The 23,983-nt window shown below is 66.8% G+C and carries 26 protein-coding genes and 2 tRNA genes; 16 read left to right on the top strand and 12 right to left on the bottom strand.

The window, feature by feature from the left end; translation table 11 throughout:
* Positions 1 to 31: 31 nt before the first annotated feature.
* The 6 genes from rsmG to rpmH are packed head-to-tail and all read right to left on the bottom strand — an operon-like array spanning position 32 to position 3,163.
* Positions 32 to 679, bottom strand: coding sequence for a 16S rRNA (guanine(527)-N(7))-methyltransferase RsmG (rsmG, locus tag ACU6RU_RS13000; protein WP_446726800.1), 648 nt, complete (start codon positions 677 to 679; stop codon positions 32 to 34).
* Positions 672 to 1,178, bottom strand: coding sequence for a Jag family protein (locus ACU6RU_RS12995; RefSeq protein ID WP_289330519.1), 507 nt, complete (start codon positions 1,176 to 1,178; stop codon positions 672 to 674). Before ACU6RU_RS12995 ends, rsmG begins: the two co-directional genes overlap by 8 nt.
* A gap of 46 nt (positions 1,179 to 1,224) precedes the next feature.
* Positions 1,225 to 2,313, bottom strand: a complete 1,089-nt coding sequence (gene yidC / locus ACU6RU_RS12990) for a membrane protein insertase YidC (RefSeq protein ID WP_289331539.1) — start codon at positions 2,311 to 2,313, stop codon at positions 1,225 to 1,227.
* 7 nt (positions 2,314 to 2,320) lie between these two features.
* Complete coding sequence (yidD, locus tag ACU6RU_RS12985) at positions 2,321 to 2,677, bottom strand: membrane protein insertion efficiency factor YidD (protein WP_446726799.1); 357 nt, start codon at positions 2,675 to 2,677, stop codon at positions 2,321 to 2,323.
* Positions 2,674 to 3,012 (bottom strand): ribonuclease P protein component, encoded by a 339-nt coding sequence (gene rnpA, locus ACU6RU_RS12980; RefSeq protein ID WP_120263924.1) that lies wholly within the window; start codon positions 3,010 to 3,012, stop codon positions 2,674 to 2,676. The genes yidD and rnpA overlap by 4 nt, the downstream gene beginning before the upstream one ends.
* A 13-nt stretch (positions 3,013 to 3,025) precedes the next feature.
* Positions 3,026 to 3,163 carry a 50S ribosomal protein L34 gene (gene rpmH, locus ACU6RU_RS12975; protein ID WP_036304730.1) on the bottom strand — a complete coding sequence of 46 codons (138 nt, stop codon included), beginning with the start codon at positions 3,161 to 3,163 and terminating at the stop codon, positions 3,026 to 3,028.
* Positions 3,164 to 3,559: 396 nt separating this feature from the next.
* Between rpmH and dnaA the strand changes: the two genes are divergently transcribed.
* The 9 genes from dnaA (at position 3,560) to ACU6RU_RS12930 (ending at position 13,562) form a co-directional block, all read left to right on the top strand.
* Entirely contained in the window at positions 3,560 to 4,885 is a 1,326-nt protein-coding gene (dnaA, locus tag ACU6RU_RS12970; protein ID WP_396652164.1) for a chromosomal replication initiator protein DnaA, read from the top strand.
* A 421-nt stretch (positions 4,886 to 5,306) separates the two neighbouring features.
* Complete coding sequence (gene dnaN, locus ACU6RU_RS12965) at positions 5,307 to 6,446, top strand: DNA polymerase III subunit beta (protein WP_120263922.1); 1,140 nt, start codon at positions 5,307 to 5,309, stop codon at positions 6,444 to 6,446.
* A 58-nt stretch (positions 6,447 to 6,504) separates the two neighbouring features.
* Positions 6,505 to 7,671 carry a DNA replication/repair protein RecF gene (recF, locus tag ACU6RU_RS12960; RefSeq protein ID WP_120263921.1) on the top strand — a complete coding sequence of 389 codons (1,167 nt, stop codon included), beginning with the start codon at positions 6,505 to 6,507 and terminating at the stop codon, positions 7,669 to 7,671.
* Positions 7,658 to 8,146 (top strand): DUF721 domain-containing protein, encoded by a 489-nt coding sequence (locus ACU6RU_RS12955; RefSeq protein WP_120263920.1) that lies wholly within the window; start codon positions 7,658 to 7,660, stop codon positions 8,144 to 8,146. The genes recF and ACU6RU_RS12955 overlap by 14 nt, the downstream gene beginning before the upstream one ends.
* Positions 8,147 to 8,269: 123 nt before the next feature.
* Positions 8,270 to 10,327, top strand: a complete 2,058-nt coding sequence (gene gyrB, locus ACU6RU_RS12950; protein WP_120263919.1) for a DNA topoisomerase (ATP-hydrolyzing) subunit B — start codon at positions 8,270 to 8,272, stop codon at positions 10,325 to 10,327.
* Positions 10,328 to 10,360: 33 nt separating this feature from the next.
* Positions 10,361 to 12,940, top strand: coding sequence for a DNA gyrase subunit A (gene gyrA / locus ACU6RU_RS12945; RefSeq protein WP_120263918.1), 2,580 nt, complete (start codon positions 10,361 to 10,363; stop codon positions 12,938 to 12,940).
* Positions 12,937 to 13,341, top strand: coding sequence for a DUF3566 domain-containing protein (locus tag ACU6RU_RS12940; RefSeq protein WP_023953427.1), 405 nt, complete (start codon positions 12,937 to 12,939; stop codon positions 13,339 to 13,341). The genes gyrA and ACU6RU_RS12940 overlap by 4 nt, the downstream gene beginning before the upstream one ends.
* Positions 13,342 to 13,402: 61 nt before the next feature.
* Positions 13,403 to 13,476 (top strand) — tRNA-Ile (locus ACU6RU_RS12935).
* Positions 13,477 to 13,489: 13 nt separating this feature from the next.
* Positions 13,490 to 13,562: transfer RNA gene (locus ACU6RU_RS12930), tRNA-Ala, on the top strand.
* A 62-nt stretch (positions 13,563 to 13,624) separates the two neighbouring features.
* Here ACU6RU_RS12930 and ACU6RU_RS12925 read toward each other — a convergent pair.
* Positions 13,625 to 14,737: a S1 family peptidase gene (locus ACU6RU_RS12925; RefSeq protein WP_446726740.1), complete on the bottom strand. Its 1,113-nt coding sequence runs from the start codon at positions 14,735 to 14,737 to the stop codon at positions 13,625 to 13,627.
* Between the two features lie 131 nt (positions 14,738 to 14,868).
* Positions 14,869 to 15,519, bottom strand: a complete 651-nt coding sequence (locus tag ACU6RU_RS12920; RefSeq protein WP_120263916.1) for a TetR/AcrR family transcriptional regulator — start codon at positions 15,517 to 15,519, stop codon at positions 14,869 to 14,871.
* A gap of 67 nt (positions 15,520 to 15,586) precedes the next feature.
* Between ACU6RU_RS12920 and ACU6RU_RS12915 the strand changes: the two genes are divergently transcribed.
* Positions 15,587 to 16,990, top strand: coding sequence for an MFS transporter (locus tag ACU6RU_RS12915; RefSeq protein ID WP_446726739.1), 1,404 nt, complete (start codon positions 15,587 to 15,589; stop codon positions 16,988 to 16,990).
* Positions 16,991 to 17,000: 10 nt separating this feature from the next.
* Here the strand turns inward: ACU6RU_RS12915 and ACU6RU_RS12910 are convergent, their stop codons facing one another.
* Together ACU6RU_RS12910 and ACU6RU_RS12905 are read right to left on the bottom strand one after the other, a co-directional pair.
* Positions 17,001 to 17,486, bottom strand: coding sequence for an aminoacyl-tRNA deacylase (locus ACU6RU_RS12910; RefSeq protein WP_289330523.1), 486 nt, complete (start codon positions 17,484 to 17,486; stop codon positions 17,001 to 17,003).
* Between the two features lie 5 nt (positions 17,487 to 17,491).
* Complete coding sequence (locus ACU6RU_RS12905) at positions 17,492 to 18,070, bottom strand: DNA helicase (RefSeq protein ID WP_120263913.1); 579 nt, start codon at positions 18,068 to 18,070, stop codon at positions 17,492 to 17,494.
* 92 nt (positions 18,071 to 18,162) lie between these two features.
* Between ACU6RU_RS12905 and ACU6RU_RS12900 the strand changes: the two genes are divergently transcribed.
* Positions 18,163 to 18,720, top strand: a complete 558-nt coding sequence (locus ACU6RU_RS12900; RefSeq protein ID WP_434543648.1) for a peptidylprolyl isomerase — start codon at positions 18,163 to 18,165, stop codon at positions 18,718 to 18,720.
* A 7-nt stretch (positions 18,721 to 18,727) separates the two neighbouring features.
* The gene (locus ACU6RU_RS12895) at positions 18,728 to 19,627 is read left to right on the top strand and encodes a rhomboid family intramembrane serine protease (protein WP_446726738.1); all 900 of its coding nucleotides are present in this window, start codon (positions 18,728 to 18,730) and stop codon (positions 19,625 to 19,627) included.
* A 75-nt stretch (positions 19,628 to 19,702) separates the two neighbouring features.
* Here the strand turns inward: ACU6RU_RS12895 and ACU6RU_RS12890 are convergent, their stop codons facing one another.
* The gene (locus tag ACU6RU_RS12890) at positions 19,703 to 19,942 is read right to left on the bottom strand and encodes a cell division protein CrgA (protein WP_120263910.1); all 240 of its coding nucleotides are present in this window, start codon (positions 19,940 to 19,942) and stop codon (positions 19,703 to 19,705) included.
* 223 nt (positions 19,943 to 20,165) lie between these two features.
* Between ACU6RU_RS12890 and ACU6RU_RS12885 the strand changes: the two genes are divergently transcribed.
* The 4 genes from ACU6RU_RS12885 to ACU6RU_RS12870 all read left to right on the top strand — a co-directional run bounded on the left by ACU6RU_RS12885 (position 20,166) and on the right by ACU6RU_RS12870 (position 22,224).
* A complete protein-coding gene (locus ACU6RU_RS12885) occupies positions 20,166 to 20,570 on the top strand; it encodes a hypothetical protein (RefSeq protein WP_289330526.1) in 405 nt (134 codons plus the stop codon).
* Between the two features lie 117 nt (positions 20,571 to 20,687).
* Positions 20,688 to 21,413, top strand: a complete 726-nt coding sequence (locus ACU6RU_RS12880) for a class E sortase (protein WP_446726737.1) — start codon at positions 20,688 to 20,690, stop codon at positions 21,411 to 21,413.
* Positions 21,413 to 21,571 (top strand): hypothetical protein, encoded by a 159-nt coding sequence (locus tag ACU6RU_RS12875; protein WP_183045331.1) that lies wholly within the window; start codon positions 21,413 to 21,415, stop codon positions 21,569 to 21,571. Before ACU6RU_RS12880 ends, ACU6RU_RS12875 begins: the two co-directional genes overlap by 1 nt.
* A complete protein-coding gene (locus ACU6RU_RS12870; protein ID WP_446726736.1) occupies positions 21,568 to 22,224 on the top strand; it encodes an anthranilate synthase component II in 657 nt (218 codons plus the stop codon). Before ACU6RU_RS12875 ends, ACU6RU_RS12870 begins: the two co-directional genes overlap by 4 nt.
* Positions 22,225 to 22,228: 4 nt before the next feature.
* Here the strand turns inward: ACU6RU_RS12870 and pknB are convergent, their stop codons facing one another.
* Positions 22,229 to 23,977 (bottom strand): Stk1 family PASTA domain-containing Ser/Thr kinase, encoded by a 1,749-nt coding sequence (pknB, locus tag ACU6RU_RS12865; RefSeq protein WP_289330528.1) that lies wholly within the window; start codon positions 23,975 to 23,977, stop codon positions 22,229 to 22,231.
* Between the last annotated feature and the right edge of the window lie 6 nt (positions 23,978 to 23,983).

The raw sequence follows: 23,983 nt of genomic DNA, 5'->3' as shown, positions 1-23,983 counted from the left end.
GGTGTCGCAGCCCGACGTCTCACGTGAAACATCACGCCACAGTGGCGCGGATGACTCGCGTTGGTTCCGCCAGCGCGGTCTCCCCCACTGTCTCGACATGCACATCGTTCAATCGGAATCGACGGATGACCTTATCGGCCGCCGCGATCTCAGCCTCGGCATTTGCGCCCTTCAGGAGGATGAGCTCACCTCCGCTTCGCACGAGCGGCGCCGTCAGGGGGACGAGAGTTCGCAGCGCACTGACGGCGCGCGCCGTCACGGCATCCAGAGTCCCGGCGCCGTTCCAGTCTTCCGCTCGGGAGCGCACGATCTCGACGTTCGCCAGACCCAATTCACTGACCTGCTCTGCCAACCAGGTAACCCGACGCTCCATGGTCTCGATGAGGACCCACTCGACATCCGGCCGCGCGATCGCGAGAACCAGGCCCGGAAGGCCGGCGCCGGAACCGACGTCGCCTACTCGCCCAGAGAACAGCGGCGCGGCAGCAGCGCAGTTGAGAATGTGTCGCGTCCACAGACGCGGCAGCTCAAGGGGGCCGATCAGGCCGCGTTCCTCGCCGTGTTGGGCGAGAGAAGCCGCGTACTGGCGCGCCAGGTCAGCGCGAGGTCCGAAAAGAGCATCGACCGCTCCCGTCGGCTCCGACTCGATCACGGGTGTTTCACGTGAAACATCAGCCATGACGGATGACGGTGTGACGGTCAGCACCCTCGCCGTACGACTCGGACACGACCCCGCGTTCAGAGGCGATGTCGTGAACCAGCTTGCGCTCGTAGCTCGACATCGCGGGCAGGGATGCCTGGGATGCACCATCGTTGAGGCGTTCGACCGCCCGGTCGACGAGGCGCTCGAGCTCGCGCCGACGCGCGTCGCGCGATCCCCCGATGTCGAGGATGAGCCGAGAGAAGCGCCCGGTCTTGGTCTGGACGGCGATCCGGGTCAGCTCCTGGACGGCCTGGACGACGTCCGGGTCCGACAGCACCCGCAGCGCACTGGCGTCATCGGCCTCGACCGACACATAAGCACGCCCCGCGCGCACATCGAGGTTGAGGTCACCGTCGATATCGGCGATGTCGAGCAGCCCCTCGATGTAGTCGGCGGCGATGTCGCCCTCGTGCTCGAGCTCTTCGACCGTGGCATCGGCGCGCTCGGCCGTCGTCGACTCTGTGGGGTTCGTCATGATTCCTCGCGTGGTTCGATCAGTGCGCTGACAGGTTCTCGCAGGGTCAGCCCTGCGAGCCGTCCTTGTTCGTCTGCTTCTTCGCGCGCTGCTTGCTCATGGGCTGCTGGCGCTTCGGCTGGGCTGCACGAGCACGCTCGGCCTCCTCGAGAAGGCGCTTCTGCTCGGCCTCGTACTTCTCCATGGAGATGACGCGGCCCTTCGAATCGAGCGCCTTGCCCTTGCGCGCGAGGCGCTCCTCGCGAGCCTTCGCCGCCTCCGAACCGGGGGTCGGCAGGTTGCGGATGACGATGAACTGCTGCGCCATGGTCCAGATGTTCGACGTGAACCAGTACATGACGACACCGAGCGGGAAGAAGACGCCCGAGAAGATGAACGCCAGCGGCAGAACGTAGAGCATGATCTTCTGCATCTGGTACGCCTGGCCGGTCTTGGCCTCGGGCGACAGGTTCTTCGAGATGATCTGCAGCTGGGTGATGAACTGCGACGCGATCATCAGCACGACGAGGATCACGAGGATCGTGACCGTGGCGGTCTGGCCGAGGTTGATCGCCTCGATCATGTTCGTGTGAAGCGGTGCGACATCGAACAGCTGCGCGTCGTAGAACTGCTTGGTCAGGTCGACATTGAGCAGGCCGACACCACCCACGCCCCATTCGGCGTGCTTCTTGACGTCACTCAGCGTGTAGAACATGCCGAGGAGGATGGGCATCTGCACGAGGAGCGGAAGACAGCTCGACACCGGAGTCGTGCCATGTTTCTTGTACAGCGCCATGGTCTCGCGACTCATGGCTTCACGCGACAGCTGGTCACGCTTACCGCGGTACTTCTCCTGGATCTTGCGCATCTCGGGCGCGAGCTCCATCATCTTGCGCTGGCTCTTGATCTGCCGCACGAACAGCGGGATCAGGGCGGAACGCACGACGATGACCAGGCCGATGATCGACATCACCCAAGTCGCACCCGCCGCCGCCGGCATGCCGACTGCAGTGAGAACCCAATGCCAGAAGACCAGGATCGCCTCGACGAGGAACTTGAACGGCCACATGATCGTGCTGAAGAAGTCAGCACCACCGGGAGGAGGAGTCGTCGGGGTCGGCACGACGGGAGTCGGCGTGGCGAGGAAGAGATCCAGCACGGGATCAGTCCTTTCTCGGCGGCACGACGAAGCCGTGCCTGGTCAGGGTGTGGCGGAAGTCCCGATGGGCGGGAACGTCATCGACGCCTCCGGCGGCCCATGGGTGGCATCGGGCGAGCCGAGCGGCGGTCAGGGCGGAGCCCTTCACGAGTCCGTGCTGCTGCACGGCTCCCACCGCGTAGGCGGAACAGCTCGGGTAGTACTTGCAGACGTCGCCGTACAGAGGCGACACCACGGATCGATAGGCATGCAACAGCGCGATGCCGGCATTGCGCGGAACGAGGGGAACTGCGCGGGCCACGGATGCCGCGGTCAGCCGGCCCTCACCGACGGAGGCGGTCGGCAGCGTCGACCAGCTCATACCGCCGCACGTCGTCGCAGACACCGCTCCACCTCGTCTTTCAGATCCGCGAAATCCGAGCGCGCCGCGGACGGCAAAGCTCGGATGACGATGTCGGCGCCCTCGCGGACGTCGGGAAGAGCCAGTGCGCAAACGGCCTTCAGCCGTCGGCGCACTGTGTTGCGCACGACGGCTGATCCGACTTGCTTGCTGACGATGAAACCGAACCGGGGAGCACGGCTCTCACCGGTGGACACCACGTAGGTCACGGTGTGCGCACCGGCACAGCGAGCACCCCCGCGGACGACGGCCTTGTAATCCGCCCCGCGCGTGATCCGGTTTCCGCGCGCCAGCACAGAAGAGGCTGTGTCAGGCCGACAGCTCGGTGCGGCCCTTGCCGCGGCGAGCCGACAGGATGGCGCGACCCGCGCGGGTACGCATGCGGGCGCGGAAGCCGTGCTTCTTGGCGCGGCGGCGGTTGTTGGGCTGGAACGTGCGCTTGCTCATAGGGATCACTCCGGATCGGCGGTCACCGGAACGCTTCAGACCGGGGACACAGGGGTACAGGACTGCCCTCGCGGGCATAAGTCAACCGACTAAGGGTACGTCGCGATTTCCTGTAACTCAAACCGAAGCGATGGGAACCCGCAATTATCCACCGCTGTACACAGGCCCTGGCGGCGACACGCGGGCCGGAACTACAGTGGATTTGGCGCTCCCGACACCGCATGACTAGCGTGTCACGGGCAGTTATCCACAGCTATCCCCAGTTTGGCGCGTAGCTGTGTGGACAAGCATCGATCATCCGCGGGGGAACTCTTGGCTCAGCACGATCTCCCGGACGTACCGGTGTGGAACGCGGTCCTCGACCTGCTCGCCGACGATGACCGGGTCACCCCGCAGATGCAGGGCTTCCTGAGTCTCGCCGTCGCCCAGGGGGTCATGGGAGGAACGCTCTACCTCGACGTTCCGAACGACCTGACCGCGGCTCAGCTCAACAAGCGACTGCGTCAGCCCATCATGGAGGCCCTCGCTCACGTCCATGTCGAGCCCGGGGCCTCGAGCTACCGCATCGTCGTGAACCCCGAGCTCGCCGACGCTCACCTGACCGCGCCGATCCCGGTGCAGTCGGCGGCTGCGCCGGCTCCGCTGCGTCCCGCCGGCGAGGAGTACGTCGAGGCTCCCGTCTCGACGTCCCGCCACGACACGCGACTGAACCCGAAGTACACCTTCGACAACTTCGTCATCGGACAGTCGAACCGTTTCGCCCACGCAGCGGCCGTCGCCGTGGCAGAGGCTCCGGCCAAGGCCTACAACCCGCTGTTCATCTACGGCGACTCCGGACTCGGCAAGACGCACCTGCTCCATGCGATCGGCGACTACGCCCTCAACCTCTACACCGGCATCCGCGTCCGCTACGTCTCGAGTGAGGAGTTCACGAACGACTTCATCAACTCGATCGCGAACAACCGCGGATCCGCGTTCCAGGCGCGCTACCGCGAGGTCGACATCCTCCTGATCGACGACATCCAGTTCCTGCAGGGCCGCGCCGAGACACAGGAAGCGTTCTTCCACACCTTCAACACCCTCCACGACCACGACAAGCAGGTCGTGATCACGAGCGACGTCCCGCCTCGCCACCTCACCGGTTTCGAGGACCGCATGCGCAGCCGCTTCGAGTGGGGTCTGATCACCGACGTCCAGGCGCCGGACCTCGAGACCCGCATCGCGATCCTGCGGAAGAAGGCCCAGTCCGAGCGCCTCCTCGTACCTGACGACGTCCTGGAGTACATCGCCACCAAGGTGTCATCGAACATCCGCGAGCTCGAAGGCGCCCTCATCCGCGTCTCGGCCTTCGCGAGCCTCAACCGTTCGAACCTCGACATCTCACTCGCGCAGACCGTGCTGCGCGACATCGTCGATCAGGATGACGCCAACGTCATCTCCCCCACCGACATCATCACCGCGACCGCACAGTACTTCCGCCTGTCCGTCGACGACCTGTACGGATCGAGCCGTTCGCAGGCGGTGGCCACCGCACGGCAGATCGCGATGTACCTCTGCCGCGAGCGCACGAGCCTGTCGTTGCCCAAGATCGGTCAGCTCTTCGGCAACCGCGACCACACGACGGTGATGTACGCGTACAAGAAGATCAGCGAGCTCATGAAGGAGCGCCGCTCGATCTACAACCAGGTCTCCGAGATCACGTCGCAGCTCGGCCGTCGCTGAGCGCCCCTCGCTGAGCCCGTCCTACGGGCTCAGCTTGACAGCGCCCCCGATGACGGCCCATCATGCCGTTCTGCACAGTGTGGAAAACCTGTGGATAACTTCGATTCCTCGTCGAACAGTTGTGAACGAATCACACATCCCCTGTGGATCGCGCCTCGGAGTCGCATCGACGCGCCTCGCCGTCCTCCCACGGTCATCCGCAGCCGGCTCACAAGTTACAAACGTGTGGTTCCCCTCTGCCGACTGGCATCGCTGGAGTTGTCCACAGTTTCCACAGCGGAGATGAAGAAGACAGTTACATCTAGAGAATTTGCGATTCGATCACCTCGACCCCGTCGGGGTCCGTCGACGGGGTGCATCGGGAACCGCTCGACTTGGGCACTAGCATGGGAGAGCTTTCATCCACGACAAGGGAGCGCCAGTGAAGTTCCAGGTCAATCGCGACGTCTTCAGCGAGGCTGTGTCGTTCGTCGTGAAGCTCCTCCCCCAGCGCAACCCGCAGCCGATCCTCGCGGGTGTGCTGATCGAAGCCACCGATGCGGGTCTCTCGCTGTCGGCCTTCGACTACGAGGCATCCGCTCGCACGACGATCGAGGCGACCGTCGACGAGCCGGGCACGATCCTCGTACACGGACGTCTGCTGTCGGAGATCGCCAGCCGTCTGCCGAACGCGCCGATCCAGATCGCCGTCGATGACGAAGGGATCCTGCTCACCTGCGGGTCTGCGCGCTTCACGCTCGCATCGATGCCGGTGCAGGAATATCCCGCGATCCCCGAGGTCTCGGGCGAATCCGGTGTCGTCCCGGCTGAAGACTTCGCCACCGCGATCTCGCAGGTCGCCTTCGCGGCGTCGCGTGATGACGTGACCCCGGTACTGACGGGTGTGCAGCTCGAGGTGAGCGGCACCCAGCTGAGCCTGGTTGCCACCGACCGGTACCGCGTCGCTCTCCGCGATATCCCGTTCGACAGCGGCATCGTCGCCGACGAGAACACGACGACCGCGCTGGTACCGGCACGCACGCTGACCGAGGTCGGCAAGACGTTCGCCCATTCCGGTGACATCACGGTGTCGTTCTCGGGTTCGGGCGACCGCGAGATCATCGCTTTCACCGCTGGCAACAAGACCGTCACGTCGCTGCTGATCAAGGGCAACTTCCCCCCGGTCCGGCGGCTTTTCCCTGAGGCGACCGATCACCACGCCGTCGTGAACACCGGTGAGCTGATCGAGGCCGTGCGCCGTGTCGCACTCGTGCTCGACCGCTCGGCCCCGCTTCGTTTCACGTTCGGCGCCGACGGTGTCTCGATGGACGCGTCCGGCACCGAGCAGGCACGCGCGACCGAATCGGTCGATGCGACGCTGACGGGTGAGGAGGTCGTCATCGGCCTGAACCCGCAGTACCTGCTCGAAGCGCTCGCGGCGGTCAAGAGCGAGTTCACGCGCGTCACCTTCACGTCGAGTGAGAACGCCAACAAGCTCAGCCCGATCCTCATCACCCCGCAGACCTCGGGTGGCGTCGAATCGTTCAAGTACCTCCTGCAGCCGAACCTCCTCCTCCGCTGATCGTCCCGAGCGCGACCACCGCGGTGGGACTGTCGGGGACGAGAACTAGGGTGATCTGATGATCGTGGAGCAGTTGAGCCTGGTGGATTTCCGCAACTATGCGGCCGCCGAGCTCTCCCTCGCTCCCGGAGCGAACGTATTCGTCGGACGCAACGGCCAGGGCAAGACCAACCTCGCCGAGGCGATCGGATATTTCGCGACTCTCGGCTCCCACCGGGTGTCGCAGGATGCACCGATGGTGCGCGACGGTGCGGATGCCGCTTTCGTCCGGGCCCGACTGGCCCACGGGCAGCGCCGAGTTCAGCTCGAGGCCCAGCTCAATCGGTCGGGCTCGAACAAGGCGCGCGTCAACGGATCGCCGGTGCGAACCGCTGAGCTCCCCCGTTATGCGCAGGTGGTGCTCTTCGCCCCCGAGGATCTGCAGATCGTCCGCGGCGACCCGTCCGCCCGGCGTCGCTTCGCCGACCAGCTCCTCATCCAGCGCGCACCGCGTCTCGCCGGTGTCCTCGCCGACTACGACCGTGTGCTCAAGCAGCGCAACGCGCTGCTCAAATCGGCGCGGGCGCGCGGCATCCGAGGCGAGGGTCTTTCGACGCTCGAGGTCTGGGACGACAAGCTCGTCGCACTGGGCACCGACGTCATCCGTGCGCGTCTCCGACTCGCCGCTGAGCTCGCAGGCCCGGTCGCGCGCGCCTATGCCGCCATCGCCGGCGCCGATCACCGTCCCCAGCTCCAGTGGGCGCTCTCCGTCGGCGGCGCCGATCCCGAAGAGGACGACTCCCCCGCCGACGCGGGCGTAGCCGACGCAGCCGCGATCGAGCAGCTCTTCCGCACGGCCCTCGCCGACCGTCGCAGCGCAGAGCTCGACCGCGGGATCACTCTCGTCGGGCCGCACCGCGACGACCTGATCCTCCGCATCCGCGATCTGCCCGTGAAGGGCTACGCCTCGCACGGAGAGTCGTGGTCGGTCGCGTTGTCGCTCCGGCTCGCGTCGGCAGAGCTGCTGCGCGCCGAGTCCGCCCTCGGTGACCCGATCGTCATCCTCGACGACGTGTTCGCCGAGCTCGACGCCGACCGTCGCGCCCGACTGGCCGGGATCGTCGCCGATTACGAGCAGGTGATCGTGACGGCCGCGGTCGCCGAAGACGTCCCTCTCGCTCTGCGCGCCCGTACCGTGCGAGTCGAGGCGGGAACACTCCATGAGGACGACGATGCTTCCTCCTGACGAGGCGCCCGAGACGATCTCCACGTACCTCCGCCTGCGCGGGCTCGAGCCGTCGGGTCGGTGGAAGAAGCGTCGCAGGCAGCGGTCCGATGACGATGAGAATCAGCCGTTCACCTCGGGGCGTGACCCGAAGGGACTCGGCGACGTGATCGCCGACCTCACACGCCAGGCCGGATGGGACGCCCAGCTCTCGCGCGAAGACCTCGTGCTGCGGTGGGCGGAGGTCGCCGGCGAGGAGACCGCGCGTCATGCGTCGCCGGTGGCGCTGTCCGACGGCGTGCTCACCGTGCAGTGCGACTCGACGGCGTGGGCGAAGAACCTCCATCTCATGCGCACGGTCATCACCACGCAGCTCGTGAAAGCGTTCCCACAATCGGGAGTGCAGTCGGTGCGTTTTGTGGGCCCGGACGTCCCCTCCTGGAAATGGGGCCCCAGAGCCGTTCCAGGCCGTGGCCCTCGCGATACCTACGGTTGAGCCACGTCCCCAGTCGTCGAATCCGACTTTCGCTCGCCATACGGGCGCTGAGCGCCGCGTGAGAGCGCCCGAAAGGGTAGACTGGACGGGACTGACCGAACCGATGTGGAGCGCTCGAAACCTATGACGTCTCAGAATCCCGACAGCGTTCCCGAAGACCCCGAAACCCCCGACACGGCTGAAGTGACCTCCACCAAGGTGCCCAACGAGTACGGCGCCGACGCGATCCAGGTGCTCGAAGGCCTCGAGGCGGTTCGGAAGCGTCCGGGAATGTACATCGGATCCACCGGTGAGCGCGGCCTGCACCACCTCGTCTACGAGATCGTCGACAACGCGGTCGACGAGGCGCTGGCCGGCTACTGCGACACGATCCACGTGACGATCCTCGAAGATGGCGGCCTGCGCGTCGTCGACAACGGCCGCGGCATCCCGGTCGATCCGCACGCGTCCGACCCGACGAAGTCGACCGTCGAGGTCGTGCTCACCGTGCTGCACGCCGGGGGAAAGTTCGGCGGCGGCGGCTATGCGGTTTCGGGTGGACTCCACGGCGTCGGATCGTCGGTCGTCAACGCTCTGTCCACGCGCTTCGAGGTCGAGATCAAGCGACAGGGCTCGGTGTGGCGTCAGACGTTCGCCGATGGCGGCAAGCCCCAGGCTCCGCTGGCGAAGGGCGAGGACAGCGAAGCCACCGGTACGACGGTCACCTTCTGGCCCGACGGTGACATCTTCGAGACGACCTCGTTCGACTACGACACGCTTCGCACGCGGTTCCAGCAGACGGCGTTCCTCAACAAGGGCCTCCGCATCACGCTCACCGACGAGCGTCCCGAGGCGTCCGTGGTCGTCGACCTCGACGAGGGCGGATCCGAGTCGCAGCAGCGTCACGACGACTTCCTCTACGAGCGCGGGCTCGTCGACTACGTGGAGTATCTGAACAAGCTGCGCAAGAGCGAGGTCGTCAACGACGAGATCATCGAGATCGAGTCCGAAGACACCGTGCGCCACATCTCGCTCGAGCTCGCGATGCAGTGGACGACGAGCTACACCGAGAACGTCTTCACCTTCGCGAACACGATCAACACCCACGAGGGCGGCACGCACGAAGAGGGCTTCCGCGCCGCGCTGACCACGCGTGTCAACGCATATGCGCGCGACAAGGGCCTCCTCAAGGAGAAGGACGACAACCTCACGGGCGACGACATCCGCGAGGGTCTCACCGCGGTCATCTCCGTCAAGCTGTCCGAGCCCCAGTTCGAGGGTCAGACCAAGACGAAGCTCGGCAACACCGAGGCGAAGGCGTTCGTCCAGAAGATCGTCGGCGATCAGCTCACCGACTGGCTCGACCGCAACCCCGCTCAGGCCAAGCGCGTCATCATGAAGGCCGTGGATGCCGCGACCGCGCGTCTCGCCGCGCGCAAGGCGCGCGAGACGGCCCGCCGGAAGAGCGTCTTCGAATCGGCATCCATGCCCGACAAGCTCAAGGACTGCACGAGCAAGGATCCGTCGATCTCCGAGATCTTCCTCGTCGAGGGTGACTCCGCCGGCGGTTCCGCCGTGCGGGGTCGCGACCCCGAGACGCAGGCGATCCTGTCGCTGCGCGGCAAGGTGCTCAACGTCGAGAAGGCGCGGCTCGACCGTGCTCTCGGCAACAACGAGATCCAGGCGATCATCTCGGCGTTCGGTACCGGCATCGGCGAGGACTTCGCCGTCGAGAAGGCGCGGTACCACAAGATCGTCCTGATGGCCGACGCCGACGTCGACGGTCAGCACATCACGACGCTGCTGCTGACGCTTCTCTTCCGCTACATGCGCGGGCTCATCGAAGCCGGCTACGTCTACCTCGCGATGCCGCCGCTTTACCGCCTCAAGTGGACCAACGCGGATCACGAGTACGTGTTCAGCGACAAGGAGCGCGACGCGCTGCTCGCCGACGGCCTCGCCAATGGCAAGCGCATCCCGAAGGAGTCGGGTATCCAGCGCTACAAGGGTCTCGGTGAGATGAACCCGAAGGAGCTGTGGGAGACGACGATGGACCACAGCACCCGAACCCTGCGCCAGGTGACGATCGACGACGCAGCCGCTGCCGACGAGATCTTCTCGGTGCTCATGGGCGAAGACGTCGAGTCTCGCCGCACCTTCATCCAGCGCAACGCCAAGGACGTCCGCTTCCTCGACATCTGATCGAGCCGAGCGACATCGAGAAACTGAGAACGCATGTCTGACGAAGAACGTCCCGACCTCACTCCTGCCCACAACCACGGCAACATCGACCAGGTCGACCTCCAGGTCGAGATGCAGCGGAGCTACCTCGACTACGCGATGAGCGTCATCGTGGGGCGCGCGCTGCCTCGCGTCGAGGACGGCCTCAAGCCCGTCCACCGCCGTGTCATCTACGGCATGTACGACGGTGGATACCGTCCCGACAAGAGCTACTCGAAGTGCGCCCGCGTCGTGGGCGAGGTCATGGGTCAGTACCACCCGCACGGCGACAGCGCGATCTACGACGCCCTCGTGCGCCTCGTGCAGCCGTGGTCGCTGCGCTACCCGCTCGCCGACGGTCAGGGCAACTTCGGCTCGCCCGGCAACCAGGGTGCTGCGGCCCCCCGTTACACCGAGACCAAGATGGCGGCCCTCGCGATGGAGATGGTCCGCGACATCGACGAGGACACCGTCGATTTCGAGGACAACTACGACGGCAAGACCCAGGAGCCGGTCGTCCTGCCCTCGCGCTTCCCGAACCTGCTGGTCAACGGATCGGTCGGCATCGCCGTCGGCATGGCCACGAACATCCCCCCGCACAACCTGCGCGAGGTCGCCGAAGGCGCGCTGTGGTCGCTCGAGAACCCGGAGGCGTCGCGCGAGGAGCTGCTCGAAGCGCTCATGTCGCGCATCCACGGCCCCGACTTCCCCACGGGCGCGCAGATCCTCGGTACGAAGGGCATCCGCGAGGCCTATCGCACCGGGCGTGGCTCGATCACGATGCGTGCCGTCATCGAGGTCGAGGAGATCCAGGGCCGCAACTGCCTCGTGATCACCGAGTTGCCCTATCAGGTGAACCCCGACAACGTCGCGCTGAAGATCCGCGACCTCGCGCGTGACGGCAAGATCACCGGCATCGCCGACATCCGCGACGAGACGAGCGACCGCACCGGCCAGCGCCTCGTGGTGGTGCTCAAGCGCGACGCCGTCGCGAAGGTCGTGCTGAACAATCTGTACAAGCACACGCAGCTGCAGGAGAACTTCGGCGCCAACATGCTGGCGATCGTCGACGGTGTGCCCCGCACGCTCCCCCTCGATGGCTTCATCTCGCACTGGATCACCCACCAGATCGAGGTCATCGTCCGCCGCACGCGCTACCGCCTGAACGAGGCCGAGAAGCGCATGCACATCCTGCGCGGCTACCTCAAGGCGCTCGACGCCCTCGACGAGGTCATCGCCCTCATCCGCCGCTCCCCCACGGTCGATGAAGCGCGCGAGGGCCTCAAGAGCCTGCTCGACATCGACGAGGTGCAGGCCGACGCGATCCTGTCGATGCAGCTGCGCCGCCTGGCGGCGCTCGAGCGTCAGAAGATCATCGACGAGGCGACCGAGCTCGAGCTGAAGATCGCCGACCTCAACGACATCCTCGCGACCCCGGCGCGCCAGCGGTCGATCATCGCCGAGGAGCTCACCGCGATCGTCGACAAGTACGGCGACGAGCGGCGCACCCACATCCTCCACGGGTTCGACGGCGACATGTCGATGGAAGACCTCATTCCGGAAGAGGAGATGGTGGTCACCGTCACCCGTGACGGCTACATCAAGCGCACGCGCAGCGACAACTACCGTTCGCAGCACCGCGGCGGCAAGGGCGTCAAGGGCGCGCAGCTGCGCGCGGATGACGTCGTCGAGCACTTCTTCGTCACGACGACGCACCACTGGCTGCTGTTCTTCACGACGAAGGGCCGCGTGTACCGCACCAAGGCGTACGAGCTGCCCGAGGCCGGCCGCGACGCGAAGGGTCAGCACGTCGCGAACCTCCTCGCTCTGCAGCCGGGCGAGGAGATCGCCCAGATCCTCGACATCCGCGACTACTCCGCAGCCCAGTACCTCGTGCTCGCGACCCGCGACGGCAAGGTCAAGAAGACGGCGCTCACCGAGTACGACACGAACCGTCAGGGCGGTGTCATCGCGATCCGGCTCCGTGGCCAGGATGATGAGACCGGCGGCGACGAACTGGTCAGCGCCCTCCTCGTCGATGAGGGCGACGACCTTCTGCTCATCACACGCAAGGGCATGTCGCTCCGCTTCTCGGCCACCGACGACGCACTGCGTCCGATGGGTCGTTCGACCGAGGGCGTGAAGGGCATGTCGTTCCGCGAGGACGACAGCCTGCTCTCGGCGTCCGTTGTGCGGGACGAGGGCTACGTGTTCGTCGTCACCGACGGCGGCTACGCCAAGCGCACCTCGGTCGACCAGTACCGCACTCAGAGCCGCGGGGGTCTGGGCATCAAGGTGGCCAAACTGAACGACGATCGAGGGGTCCTCGCGGGCGGTCTCATCGTGTCGGAGACCGACGAGGTCCTCGTGGTTCTTGCCAGCGGCAAGGTGGTACGCTCCTCCGTGGCCGAGGTCCCGGCCAAGGGTCGCGACACCATGGGCGTCGTTTTCGCTCGGTTCGGTGACGACGACCGCATCCTCGCCATCGCCCGGAACGGCGAGCGAGGACTGACCGAAGACGCGGCATCCGAGGATGCCCCCGCCCCGGATGCACCCCCGTCCGCGGATACCGAAGAGAGTGGTTCTGACGCATGAGCACGGTCGCCGACAAACTCGCCAAGAAATCCACGAGCAAGACCAGCGCCAAGCAGGTGCGCCTGCGCCTCGTCTACGTCGACTTCTGGTCGGCCGTGAAGCTGTCGTTCCTCGCAGCTGTGGCCTTGGCGATCGTCACGGTCGTCGCCACCTTCCTCGTCTTCATGGTGCTCAGCACCACCGGTCTCATCGACCGGGTGGACGAGCTGTTCGTGGCGTTCTCGAACGGTGACTTCTCGATCAAGCAGTTCCTGAACCTGCCGCAGGTGATGGCCTTCGCGGCCGTCGTGGCCATCCTCAATCTCATCGTCATCACGGTGCTCGGCGCGGTCGTGGCCGGCATCTACAACGTGATGGTCAAGGTCACCGGCGGGCTGCTCGTCGGCTTCACCTCCAATTAGTAGATTCCCGATTCATCGGGTAAAGTCTTGGAGGTTGCCGGCGCGTGAAGCGCGTCGGTACGGGGCTATAGCTCAGGCGGTTAGAGCGCTTCACTGATAATGAAGAGGTCCCAGGTTCAAGTCCTGGTAGCCCCACCCCGAACCCCTCGGGGCCTTAGCTCAGCTGGTAGAGCGCCTGCTTTGCAAGCAGGATGTCAGGAGTTCGAATCTCCTAGGCTCCACAGACGAGAAGCCGGGTATCCGTTCAGAACGGATACCCGGCTTCGCTGTGTTCGCGCTGGTGTCAGCGGGTGAGCAGCCTCAAGCCGTACGCCTGCAGGATCTCGTTGACCGGCTGGAAATAGGTCGTTCCTCCGGTGCTGCAGTTGCCCGAGCCACCGGACGTGACGCCCTGCGCCTGGTTTCCGGCGAGCAGCGAGCCGCCCGAGTCGCCGCGCTCGGCGCAGACGGACGTGCGGATGAGGCCCGACACCGTGCCCTCCGAGTAGCGCACACTGCTGTTGTAGGCCTGCACTTGGCCGCAATGCCAGCCGGTCGTGGAACCGGAGCGGCAGACCGTCGCACCCACCGCCGCAGGAGTGGAGCCGGAGACGGCGACAGCGCCACCGGCGTAGTCCGAGACCGTCCCGACGGGGGTGTGCGAGGGCGTCGCGACCCAGGCGTAGTCATCGCCGGGGAAGCTCGAGCCACGGAACGTGCCGTAGTTCGTCGACGCGCCCGCTCGCCCGCAGTGACCGGCGGTCACGAACCCGCCCTCGACCGCGAACCCGACGGAGCAGCGAGACGTTCCGTTGATCGTGTAGGCGATCCCGCCCTGAATCGTCGCGAACGTCTCGGGGGCCTCGGCGGTGGTCTGCACGCGCACTGCGTCGGCCGGGGCGCCGATCTGCGCGGCGACCTCGGATGCCGCCGTGTCGCCGAGGGCCTCGACGACGACCTGATTCGTGGTCACGTCGATCCACCACGAGGTGACGTCCGCATCGGTGACGATCTCGGCCAGACGAGCGGAGATCGCTTCCAGGTCATCGATCGAGTACGCGACCTCGACGGGAACGGCCCCCGCGCTTTCGGCGGCGTGCCGAGCGTCGGTGGTCGTCACTGCGGTGTAGACGGTCCGCGTCGACTCGTCGAGCCAGGAGCCCGCGTAGGCTGCCCCGGTCTCGTCGGCGACTGTTGCGGTCGTGGCGTTCGCGGTGTCCTGGAACGCCAGGACGTCGAGGGCTCCGGCAGTGTCGGTGCCGAGCTCTTCAGCCATCGCAGAGAGCAGGCCAGGATCAACCTGCCCGGCCGCGTCGTCTGGGCTGGGCGTCTGCGCAGATGCCGGAGCGGTCATGATGCTCGTGAATGCCAGGCTCAGGGCGGCGATGCCCAGGGCCGAACGGGTCGGTGATCTCATGGGATGTCCTTCCATCGGGGGGAATGAATGGTGGGTACCCACTGGCATCAAAGCATCCCCACGGCGATTTGCGAAGGCCCCGTCGCGAAACTTGGACGGAATGTAACAAGCCTCGCAACAATCGAAGAAAATCAGGCGTGCGTGTGGTCGGCTCTCGTCGCGCGTGCCGTGTCCGACCCCGTGGCGATCCCATCCATCACCACAGTCACGACATCCTCGGCCAGCGTCGGCGTCACCGGCAGGTGTCCGAACAGCATCCGGTAGTAGATCGGCGCTGCGAGCATATCGAGGATGAGCGGGACGTCGATGTCGGCCCGGATGTCGCCGCGCTCGATACCTCGCCGAAGCGCAGCTTCGCTGGAGGCCCGGCGCGGGTGGAACAGCCGGTCGAAGAACTCCTTCTCGAGCTCGGGATCGAGAGCGAGGTCCGCCACGAGCGCCGGCAGAACCGACCGCCCGATCTCGTCGCCGAACGACGGGCTGAGGGAGCCGATTCCCTCGATGAGATCGCACCGGGTGCAGCCGGTGTCGGGAGTGGGTGCCGCGCCCAGTCGATCCAGGAGCGCGCTGACGATGAGGTGCTGTCGCGACCGCCACCGCCGACGCAGCGCCGGGGTGTTCGTGCCCGCGCGTGCGGCGACGTCTTCGAGCGTCAAGCCGCTGTAACCGCGCTCGGAGAGGACGTCGAGCGTCGCGCGGCGGATCGCCTCGTCGATACGCGGATCGCGGGGCCGGCCTCGACCGGGGCGGTTGCCGTGGCCGTCGTCTGTCGTCGGGACCATGACGCAACGGTACCGGTTTAAATTATGTTCTACTATCGAATGTATTACGGCGTCGAAGGGATGAGACATGACGGAAGACCGGGGGAGTCGAGTCGGAGTCCTCGACGACCGACACCGCGCGCTGACAGCGGGCATCCTGCTCTCCGTGGGCATGGTCGCGTTCGAGTCGCTCGGCGTCGCGACCGTGCTGCCGGTGATCGCGCGCGATCTCGATGGACTCGCTGCCTACGGGTGGGGGCTCTCGGCGCTCATGCTCGCGAACATCATGGGCACCGTCGTCGCGGGCCACATGGCGGATCGCCGAGGAGTGTCACGTCCCCTGATGATCGGCATGCTCGTGTTCCTCGCGGGCTGCGTGATCGCGGGTGCCGTCGGATCATGGCCGCTCTTCCTGGTGGGTCGGGTGGTCCAGGGAATCGGCGTCGGTGCGGTGATGGCCGCGAGCTACACCGTCATCGGGCGCGCATACCCGGAAGTGCTGCGAGGCCAGATGTTCGCGCTGTTGTCATCGGCGTGGACGATTCCCTCGCTCGTCGGGCCACTGCTGGCGGGGCTCGCCGCCGACCTCGTGGGCTGGCGTTGGGTGTTCGTTGCCATGGTGCCGCTGATCGTCGCCGCGATGGCGCTCACGCTTCCGCGCCTACGCCGGATGACGGATGCCGGACCGGGGCGCGCCGAAACGGCTTCGGATGGGGGAGTGCGGTGGTGGCGCAGGCCCCTGGCCAGTTCGCTCTTGCTCACGCTGGGAACCGCGCTTCTGCTCCAGGCTCTCCTGTTCGGGAACCTCGCGCTGACGGCGGCCGGTGTGATCGTCGGCCTTCTGGTCGCGCTTCCGTCGTTCCGTCGAGTCACGCCCGAGGGAACTCTGTCGGCGCGCCCGGGTCTCGGCGCGGGCGTCATCGTGCGCCTGCTGCTCAGCGGCGCCTACTTCGGCAGCGAGGCGTTCCTGCCGCTGGCTTTCCAGGAACTGCGAGGGCAGACGCCGGCGGCGGCGGGGCTGGCGCTCTCCGCGGGCGCGCTGACCTGGGTGGCGGGCTCTCTGCTCCAGGCCCGGTGGGACCGTCGCCATCAGGGGCGCCGCTCGAGGGCCGTCGCGATGGGAGCGATCATCCTGCTGCTGGGCACCCTGACGATCGCCGTCACCGCCCTCGTCGACGCGGTTCCCGCCTGGATCGCGATCGCCGGCTGGGCCGTCGGTGGACTGGGGATGGGTATCGCCTTCAATGCGTCGACGACGGACACGATGGAGCAGGCGGCCGAAGGGCAGCAGGGACAGGTGAGCAGCGCGCTGCAGCTGGCGCAGACCCTCGCCACCGCCCTCGTCGCGGGCATCGGCGGCGCGATCGTCGCGTCGGCGACGGGAGCCGCCGACCGCCTGCCGGCCGCGATCGCCACCGTGTTCGCGGCGACCGCCGCTCTCGCGGCCATCACCATCGTGCTCGCCGGTCGGCTACGGCCCGCCGCTCGGTGACGGGGCTGGGTCAGCGCGATCGCTGCTCGGTGATGTCGGCGACGGTCGCGCCGTACGCGGCGACCAGGGCATCGGCGTCGACGAACAGGCTGTAACCGTGCGCACCGGCACCCATCGCGATCCGTCGACCCACGATCGACGAATCGGCGAAGACCGGCCAGTCGTGGGTACTGCCGATCGGCACGATCGTGCCGCGCTCGTAGCCGGTCGCCGCGAGGGCGAGCTCGGGCTCGGGTAGCCGGAGCTTGTTCACGCCGACGAGGGCGCGGAGCTTCGGCCACGAGATCACCCGATCGCCGGGGACGAGCGCGAACAGGTACGTGTCGTCGCTGCGCTTGACGACGAGGGTCTTCACGATGTCGTCGGGCTCGAGTCCGAGGAGCGCGGCAGCCTCGTCGAGGCTGCGCGCGTCGGGGCGCGGGCGTACGACGACATCGAGCCCACGCTCGGCCGCTGCGAGGCGGACACGAGACGTGGGCTCGAGATCTTCGGTCATCCGATTCAGGCGTCGGGAGCGCGCAGCGGGTCGTCGGCAACCCACAGCTCGTCGTCGGCGCGCAGCGTCTGCCATGCGGCGTACAGCACGCCGGCTGCAGCGGCCACACCGAGGATCAGAGCGATGACGCCACCGGCGCCGCGCTTCTTCTTCGGCTCGGGGAGCGAGGCGCGCGACTGGATCTTCTTGGTCGCCTTCTTGCCGTACTTAGCGGCCTTCTTCTTCACCGACGACAGATCGAGGTCGACGCCGCGGCCATGGGCGAGGCGACCACGGGTGTCGTTCGCCGCATCCCACACCGACAGGGCGCCGCCCACGACGGCACCGGCGGCCGGAATGAGGGCACCGTTGTAGACCTTGCGGGTCGCGCGAACACTCTTGTCGACGTACGGCGCGGCGTACTGCTCATAGGTGTTCTGGACGGCGGGCTTGACGTGCTCGCGGTTGTAGTGGCCCAGCTGGTGGCCGGCGTCGCGTGCGACTTTGGCGGCCTCTCCCATCAGGACCTGCTGCGACTCCCACAGGGTGTTCGCCTGCTTCTGGAGCTTGCGGAGTTGCTTCTTGCGCTTGCGGCTGAGGCTCACGTGGGCCCTCCCTGCATCGTGGGACGTTTTCCCTCATCTTGCCAGAGTGCGCTCCAGCCAGCAGGGCATTGACAGGTGCGAGAATGGCACACATGCCTCAGCACACTGCAGTAGCGACGATCCACACCAACCACGGCGACATCGTCGTCAACCTTTTCGGCGACCAGGCCCCCCGCACGGTGAAGAACTTCATCGGCCTCTCGGACGGTTCGCAGGAGTGGACCGACCCCGCGACGGGCCGGCCCGGTGAGGGCCCCCTCTACACGAACGTCATCTTCCACCGCATCATCCCGAACTTCATGATCCAGGGCGGCGACCCGCTCGGACAGGGCATCGGCGGCCCCGGCTACAACTTCGACGACGAGATCAGCCCCGAGCTGGATTTCCAGAAGCCCTACATCCTCGCCATGGCGAACGCGGGTCTGCGCCGCAACGCGATCACCGGCAAGGCCGAGGGCACGAACGGGTCGCAGTTCTTCATCACGACCGACCCCACCCCGTGGCTCCAGGGCAAGCACACCATCTTCGGTGAGGTGGCGGATGACGCGTCGCGTCAGGTCGTCGACACGATCGCCGCGGTGAAGACCGGCGCACAGGACCGTCCGGTCGACGCCGTCGTCATCTCGTCGATCGACGTCGCGGCGGTCTGAGCGCTACGTGAGCGCGTCCGAGCTGCGGAGCAATCCCGACAACTTCTGTTACCGGCATCCCGACCGGCAGAGCTTCGTGCTCTGCCAACGGTGCCTGCGCACCATCTGCGCGGAATGCCAGACGCAGATGCCCGTCGGTGTGATCTGCCCCGAATGTCTGCGTGATCAGCAGAAGAGCTCGGGCGCGCCACGTCCCCGCCGCGCACCGCGCATCCTCCGCGCGGTGCGCTCCGACGACTCGCCCCCGCTGGCCACCTACGCGATCATCGGCGTGACGTTCTTCGCCTTCGTCGTCGGGCTCATCCCGGGCGCGGGGCTGATGGTGAAGCAGGCGCTCGCGCTCATCCCGCCTCTGCTCTACCCGTCGTTCACAGGATCATTCGAGCCGTGGCGCCTGTTCACGGTGCTGCTGGTGCACAGCGGATTCTGGCACGTCGGGCTCAACATGCTCGCGCTCTGGATGCTGGGGCGCAGCCTTGAACCGATGCTCGGACGCGGTCGCTTCGTGTGGCTCTATCTGCTCAGCGGCCTCGGGGGATCCGTCGCCGTCGTGCTGTTCGGCTTCACGTCGGCTGTCGTCGGAGCCTCGGGTGCCATCTTCGGCCTCTTCGGCGCCTTGCTCGTGATCGGTCGCCATATCGGGGCGAACATCACCGGTATCGCCGTCGTCCTCGGCATCAATCTCGTCATCACCTTCTTGCCGCTTCTCACGAGCGGGCTCGGTGGCGGTGGCGGTGTCCAGATCTCATGGCAGGCGCACGTGGGCGGCCTCGCGGTGGGCGCGCTGGTCGGACTCATCTATGCGCGCACGCGCACGATCCGCCGTCAGCGCCTGCAGATCTGGCTGCTCGGCGCCACAGCCGTCGGGCTGATCGCCCTGCTCGCGGTGCCGCTCGCGCTGTACTGACGAAAGTTATCCACAGGTCTATCCCCAGGTGGGGATGGAATCACACCGGTGTGATTCACCCCATGTGGATGGCGCTCAGCGCCACCGCGTGGTCATGAGGAATCCCACGAAGGCGATGCCGAAACCGATCACCAGGTTCCACCCGCCGATGCCGGGCACGGGCAGCGTGGAGCTGCTGAGGTAGAAGACGAGCACCCACACGAGTCCGATGAGCATCAGCCCCAGCATGATCGGCTTGAACCAGACCGGGTTAGGTGCGTCATCTGCGGGGCGTCGCTCCACGGTCGGGTCGTCGTGGTCGCTCGAAGATGCCATGGGAGAATCCTAGCCGCCGGACCCCGGGTCTCCCCGGCTCCGCCGGTCAGGTCTCCCACAGGCCGCCGTGGGAGAGTGGGAACGTGCTCCGCTCCGGTGATGGCATGCCGAATCGAGAGGGGCCGACATGCCCGCATGGTGGGAACAGGTCGTACACGCATTCACCGGTCGAGTGAGGCGGCACGACGATCTTCCTGATCTGCGACAGCTACCGTCTCGCGCGGTGAGACTGGAGCGCACCCACTATCTCGTGAACGACCGGGAGCGTCAGACCCGTCGCCCGCGTACCTACGTTCTGCGCACCGAGGTCGACGCGTCTCGCGGACGCGGCAACGTCGCCGTCTTCTCGAACGGTCGCGGCGTCGGGTATCTGCCCGAGCCGGTCGCGGCCGAGATGCATCCTCTGCTCGACCACATCGGCGGCGCGGCCGTGGTGAACGGCGCCGGCGTCAGAACCGGCAGCATCCGGCTTTGGATAGATCTCCCGACCCCGGGTTCGGTCCGCGGGCTCGTCGATGCCGATACCGCGAACCGGGATACGGCGAGCGAGCACGCCGAACCGCAGAAGCGATCCGAAACGCGTCGGCAACGATTCACCCGGTTCACCCGCCCGTCGGTGGTCGGGTGAAATGGAGGTCTTCTCTGCGACCACCCCCAGGGCCGAAGGATAAACTCGGCGATTGTGGAGAGCACCCGTACGTCGACCAGACGCTCACGTCGCTCGCAGTCGCGCCCGCGACGTCGTGTGAGCGTCATCAGCGTGTTCGGTGAGCTCCTTCTCACGGCCGGCGTCGTGATGCTGCTCTTCGTGAGCTGGCAGATGTGGTTCGGCGACATGATCATCGGCTCGCAGAAACAGGCCGAGGCGCAGGCGCTCTCGCAGCAGTGGCAGGCTCAGGCACAGGAGTCGCCCACGCCCAGCGAGACTCCCGCAGGCGATCCCGAGACTCCCGGCCCCGCCGCCATCCCGGTTCTCGCCGAGCCCGAGCAGGGCGCCGAGTTCGGCGTCATGTACATCCCGCGTTTCGGCCCCGACTGGCAGTTCACGATCGCGAACGGCACGGGGAAGAAGGCGATCCTCGACAAGGGACACATCGGTCATTACGAGGGATCGGCGATGCCGGGCGCGGACGGCAACATGGCCGTCGCGGCACACCGATGGACCTCCGGTGCTCCCTTCGACCCCGTCGACCGCCTCGTGGTCGGCGATGCGATCGTCATCCAGACCCAGGACGGCTGGTACACCTACCGCTTCCGCAACGTCGAGTACGTGCAGGACACCGCGATCGAAGTGCTCAACCCTGTTCCGCAGCAGGTCGACCTCAGCGCCAACGGCAAGTACCTCACCCTGACGAGCTGCGCGCCGAAGCTCAACATGCTCGAACGCATCATCTCGTACGCGGTGTTCGAAGAGTTCACCCCGACGTCGGCGGGTCCGCCGGCATCGCTGACAGAGGGAGCCCCCGCCTGATGTACGGAGCATTGTGGCGAGTTCTGCCCGGTCCCTGGTGGCTCCGGGTCGTCTTCCTCCTCATTCTCGCGGCCGCCGTCGTCTACGCGCTGTTCTTCTGGGTGTTCCCCGCCGTCGCGCCGTTCTTCGCCCCCGGCGAGGAGTCGACGGTCGGGTGACCGCCGTTCTCGTGATCGACAATCACGACAGCTTCATCCACACTCTCGTCGGGTATCTCCACGAGCTCGGGGCCGAGACCGAGATGGTGGAATCGGATGCCGTGGCCGATCCGTCGCGCGCGATCGCGGGCTTCGACGGCATCCTCGTCTCACCCGGCCCGGGGACCCCCGAGGGCGCCGGCGCCTCGATCGACGTCGTGCGCGCGGCGGCGGTATCCGCGATCCCCTTACTCGGGGTGTGTCTCGGGCATCAAGCCATCGCGGTCGCGTTCGGTGCGATCGTGACGGAAGCGCCGGAACTCATGCACGGCATGACCTCTGACGTTCGGCATGACGGGTCATTCCTCTTCGAAGGGGTGCCCGCGACGTTCACGGCAGGCAGGTATCACTCGCTTGCGGTGCATGCGGAGACCGTCCCCGACGAGCTGCGGGTGACCGCTCGGGCTCCGGGCGGCACGATCATGGCGATCGCACATCGCGACGCGCCCATCGTCGGTGTGCAGTTCCACCCCGAGTCCGTGTTGACCGACGGCGGCTATCGAATGCTCGGCAACTGGCTCGCGTCGGCAGGGCTGGCGGGCGCAGCCGAACTCGGCGCGCGACTGCATCCTCACCGCAGGGATACCTCCGCGAGTCGACCCTCGCGGAGGTGAGTCCTCAGCTTCCGGTGCAGACCCGGAGTGTGACGGTCGACCCGATCGGCACTTCTCCCGGCGCGAGCGACTGCGATGAGACGGTTCGTCCTCCCGCAGCCGCGGCGCAGCCCGGGTCTTCGACCACCTCGGGCACCAGTTGCCGTGACTCCTGCTGCAGCTCGCGCTCGGCGGCCTCGACCGTGTATCCGGTGAGATCGACGAGAGTCACGGTGCCGCTCGCGACGACGAGGTTGACCGACGACCCCATGGCGAGCGCAGAGCCCTCCGGCGCCGAGGCCTCGATGACCGTGCCGGCAGGCAGGGTCGGGTCGTTGCGCGAGCGTACGGTGCCCAGTTGCAGACCGGCACGCTGCAGCGCTTCGGTCGCCTCCGTGCGAGAGAGGTTCTGTAAGGGCGGGACCGTGGCCATCTCCTGACCCGTCGACACGTACACCGTCACACGCTGTCCGGGAGACAGGGTGATGCCGGCGGCGGGCTCGGTGTCGATGACGTCGCCCGCCGGTACCGTGTCGTCGCTGCGGTCTGAGCGGACGGGATTCAGCTCGGCTTCCGCGATGAGGTTCTCCGCGAGGTCCCACGACTTGCCGGCGACTTCGGGCACGACGCGCGACGTGCTGGGGACGGTCGTGCCCGCGTCGCGGAAGGCCAGCACCCAGATGAGCACCGCGATGAGCAGCGCCGCGAGCACCGCGACGCCGGCCCAGATCCAGCTGACCGGGGGACCGGACTGCGTCCGCCGCATGGTGTTGTCGGTGCTGAGCTGACGAAGCGAGCGTGCCGTCTCGGCTGCATGTCGCGGGTCGGGTCCGTAGAGCTCGCTAGCGAGCGCGCCCATCTGACGCTTCGTCGGCTGTTTGCCGCCGACGGCCTGCTCGAGGGCGGCCCGGAACTCCGTGGCGTCTTGGAACCGCTGGAAGGGGCTCTTCGCGAGGGCCCGCAGCACGACGGCATCCAGCGCGCGCGGCACCTCGTCGGAGATCTCCGACGGCGGCAGCGGCGCCTCGCTGACGTGCTGGTAGGCGACGGCCACGGGCGTCTCGCCGCGGAAGGGCGCGCGCCCGGTCAGCAGCTCGTAGAGAACGACGCCGGTCGAGTAGAGGTCGGCGCGCGCGTCGACCGGCTCGCCCTTGGCCTGCTCGGGAGAGAAGTAGGCGGCCGTGCCGATGATCGCGGTCGTCTCGGCGACCGTCGACGACGAGTCGGACACTGCGCGTGCGATGCCGAAATCCATCACCTTCACGGCCCCCGCGTCGGTGATCATGACGTTCCCGGGCTTGATGTCGCGGTGAACGACCCCGGCGCGGTGCGAGTACTCGAGGGCCTCGAGGATGCCGTCGACGTAGCGCACCGCATCCGCCTCGGCGATGGGCCCGGCGTCGACCATGTCTTTGAGCAGGCGTCCGGTCACGAGCTCCATGACGATGTACGGCACCGAATGCTCGCTGCCGTCCGGGTCGGTCTCGGTGTCCTCACCCGCGTCGAACACCCGCACGATCGACGGGTGCGCCATGCGCGACGCCGCCTGTGCCTCGAGCCTGAACCGCATGCGGAAGCCCGCGTCGTCGGCCAGCTCGCGCTTGAGCACCTTGATGGCAACGTCTCGCCCGAGGGTGACGTCGTACCCTCGATACACGCTCGCCATGCCGCCGCGCCCGATGGGCTCGTCGATGCGGTAGCGCCCTGACAGCACACGTTGCTCTGCCGACACGTCACTCCCTGCGTTCGACTCGTACTCGGATGTTGGACTCATGGTCGA

Source organism: Microbacterium sp. F1-18, from assembly GCF_052921305.1.
This window is presented reverse-complemented; position numbering and strand designations above follow the sequence as displayed.

Bases quoted from the DNA above. Each gene is read 5' to 3' on its own strand.
- rsmG (WP_446726800.1), bottom strand. From the start codon at position 679: ATGGCTGATGTTTCACGTGAAACACCCGTGATCGAGTCGGAGCCGACG.
- ACU6RU_RS12995 (WP_289330519.1), bottom strand. From the start codon at position 1,178: ATGACGAACCCCACAGAGTCGACGACGGCCGAGCGCGCCGATGCCACG.
- yidD (WP_446726799.1), bottom strand. From the start codon at position 2,677: ATGAGCTGGTCGACGCTGCCGACCGCCTCCGTCGGTGAGGGCCGGCTG.
- rpmH (WP_036304730.1), bottom strand. From the start codon at position 3,163: ATGAGCAAGCGCACGTTCCAGCCCAACAACCGCCGCCGCGCCAAGAAG.
- dnaA (WP_396652164.1), top strand. From the start codon at position 3,560: ATGCAGGGCTTCCTGAGTCTCGCCGTCGCCCAGGGGGTCATGGGAGGA.
- recF (WP_120263921.1), top strand. From the start codon at position 6,505: ATGATCGTGGAGCAGTTGAGCCTGGTGGATTTCCGCAACTATGCGGCC.
- ACU6RU_RS12955 (WP_120263920.1), top strand. From the start codon at position 7,658: ATGCTTCCTCCTGACGAGGCGCCCGAGACGATCTCCACGTACCTCCGC.
- gyrB (WP_120263919.1), top strand. From the start codon at position 8,270: ATGACGTCTCAGAATCCCGACAGCGTTCCCGAAGACCCCGAAACCCCC.
- gyrA (WP_120263918.1), top strand. From the start codon at position 10,361: ATGTCTGACGAAGAACGTCCCGACCTCACTCCTGCCCACAACCACGGC.
- ACU6RU_RS12940 (WP_023953427.1), top strand. From the start codon at position 12,937: ATGAGCACGGTCGCCGACAAACTCGCCAAGAAATCCACGAGCAAGACC.
- ACU6RU_RS12925 (WP_446726740.1), bottom strand. From the start codon at position 14,737: ATGAGATCACCGACCCGTTCGGCCCTGGGCATCGCCGCCCTGAGCCTG.
- ACU6RU_RS12920 (WP_120263916.1), bottom strand. From the start codon at position 15,519: ATGGTCCCGACGACAGACGACGGCCACGGCAACCGCCCCGGTCGAGGC.
- ACU6RU_RS12915 (WP_446726739.1), top strand. From the start codon at position 15,587: ATGACGGAAGACCGGGGGAGTCGAGTCGGAGTCCTCGACGACCGACAC.
- ACU6RU_RS12910 (WP_289330523.1), bottom strand. From the start codon at position 17,486: ATGACCGAAGATCTCGAGCCCACGTCTCGTGTCCGCCTCGCAGCGGCC.
- ACU6RU_RS12900 (WP_434543648.1), top strand. From the start codon at position 18,163: ATGCCTCAGCACACTGCAGTAGCGACGATCCACACCAACCACGGCGAC.
- ACU6RU_RS12890 (WP_120263910.1), bottom strand. From the start codon at position 19,942: ATGGCATCTTCGAGCGACCACGACGACCCGACCGTGGAGCGACGCCCC.
- ACU6RU_RS12875 (WP_183045331.1), top strand. From the start codon at position 21,413: ATGTACGGAGCATTGTGGCGAGTTCTGCCCGGTCCCTGGTGGCTCCGG.
- pknB (WP_289330528.1), bottom strand. From the start codon at position 23,977: ATGAGTCCAACATCCGAGTACGAGTCGAACGCAGGGAGTGACGTGTCG.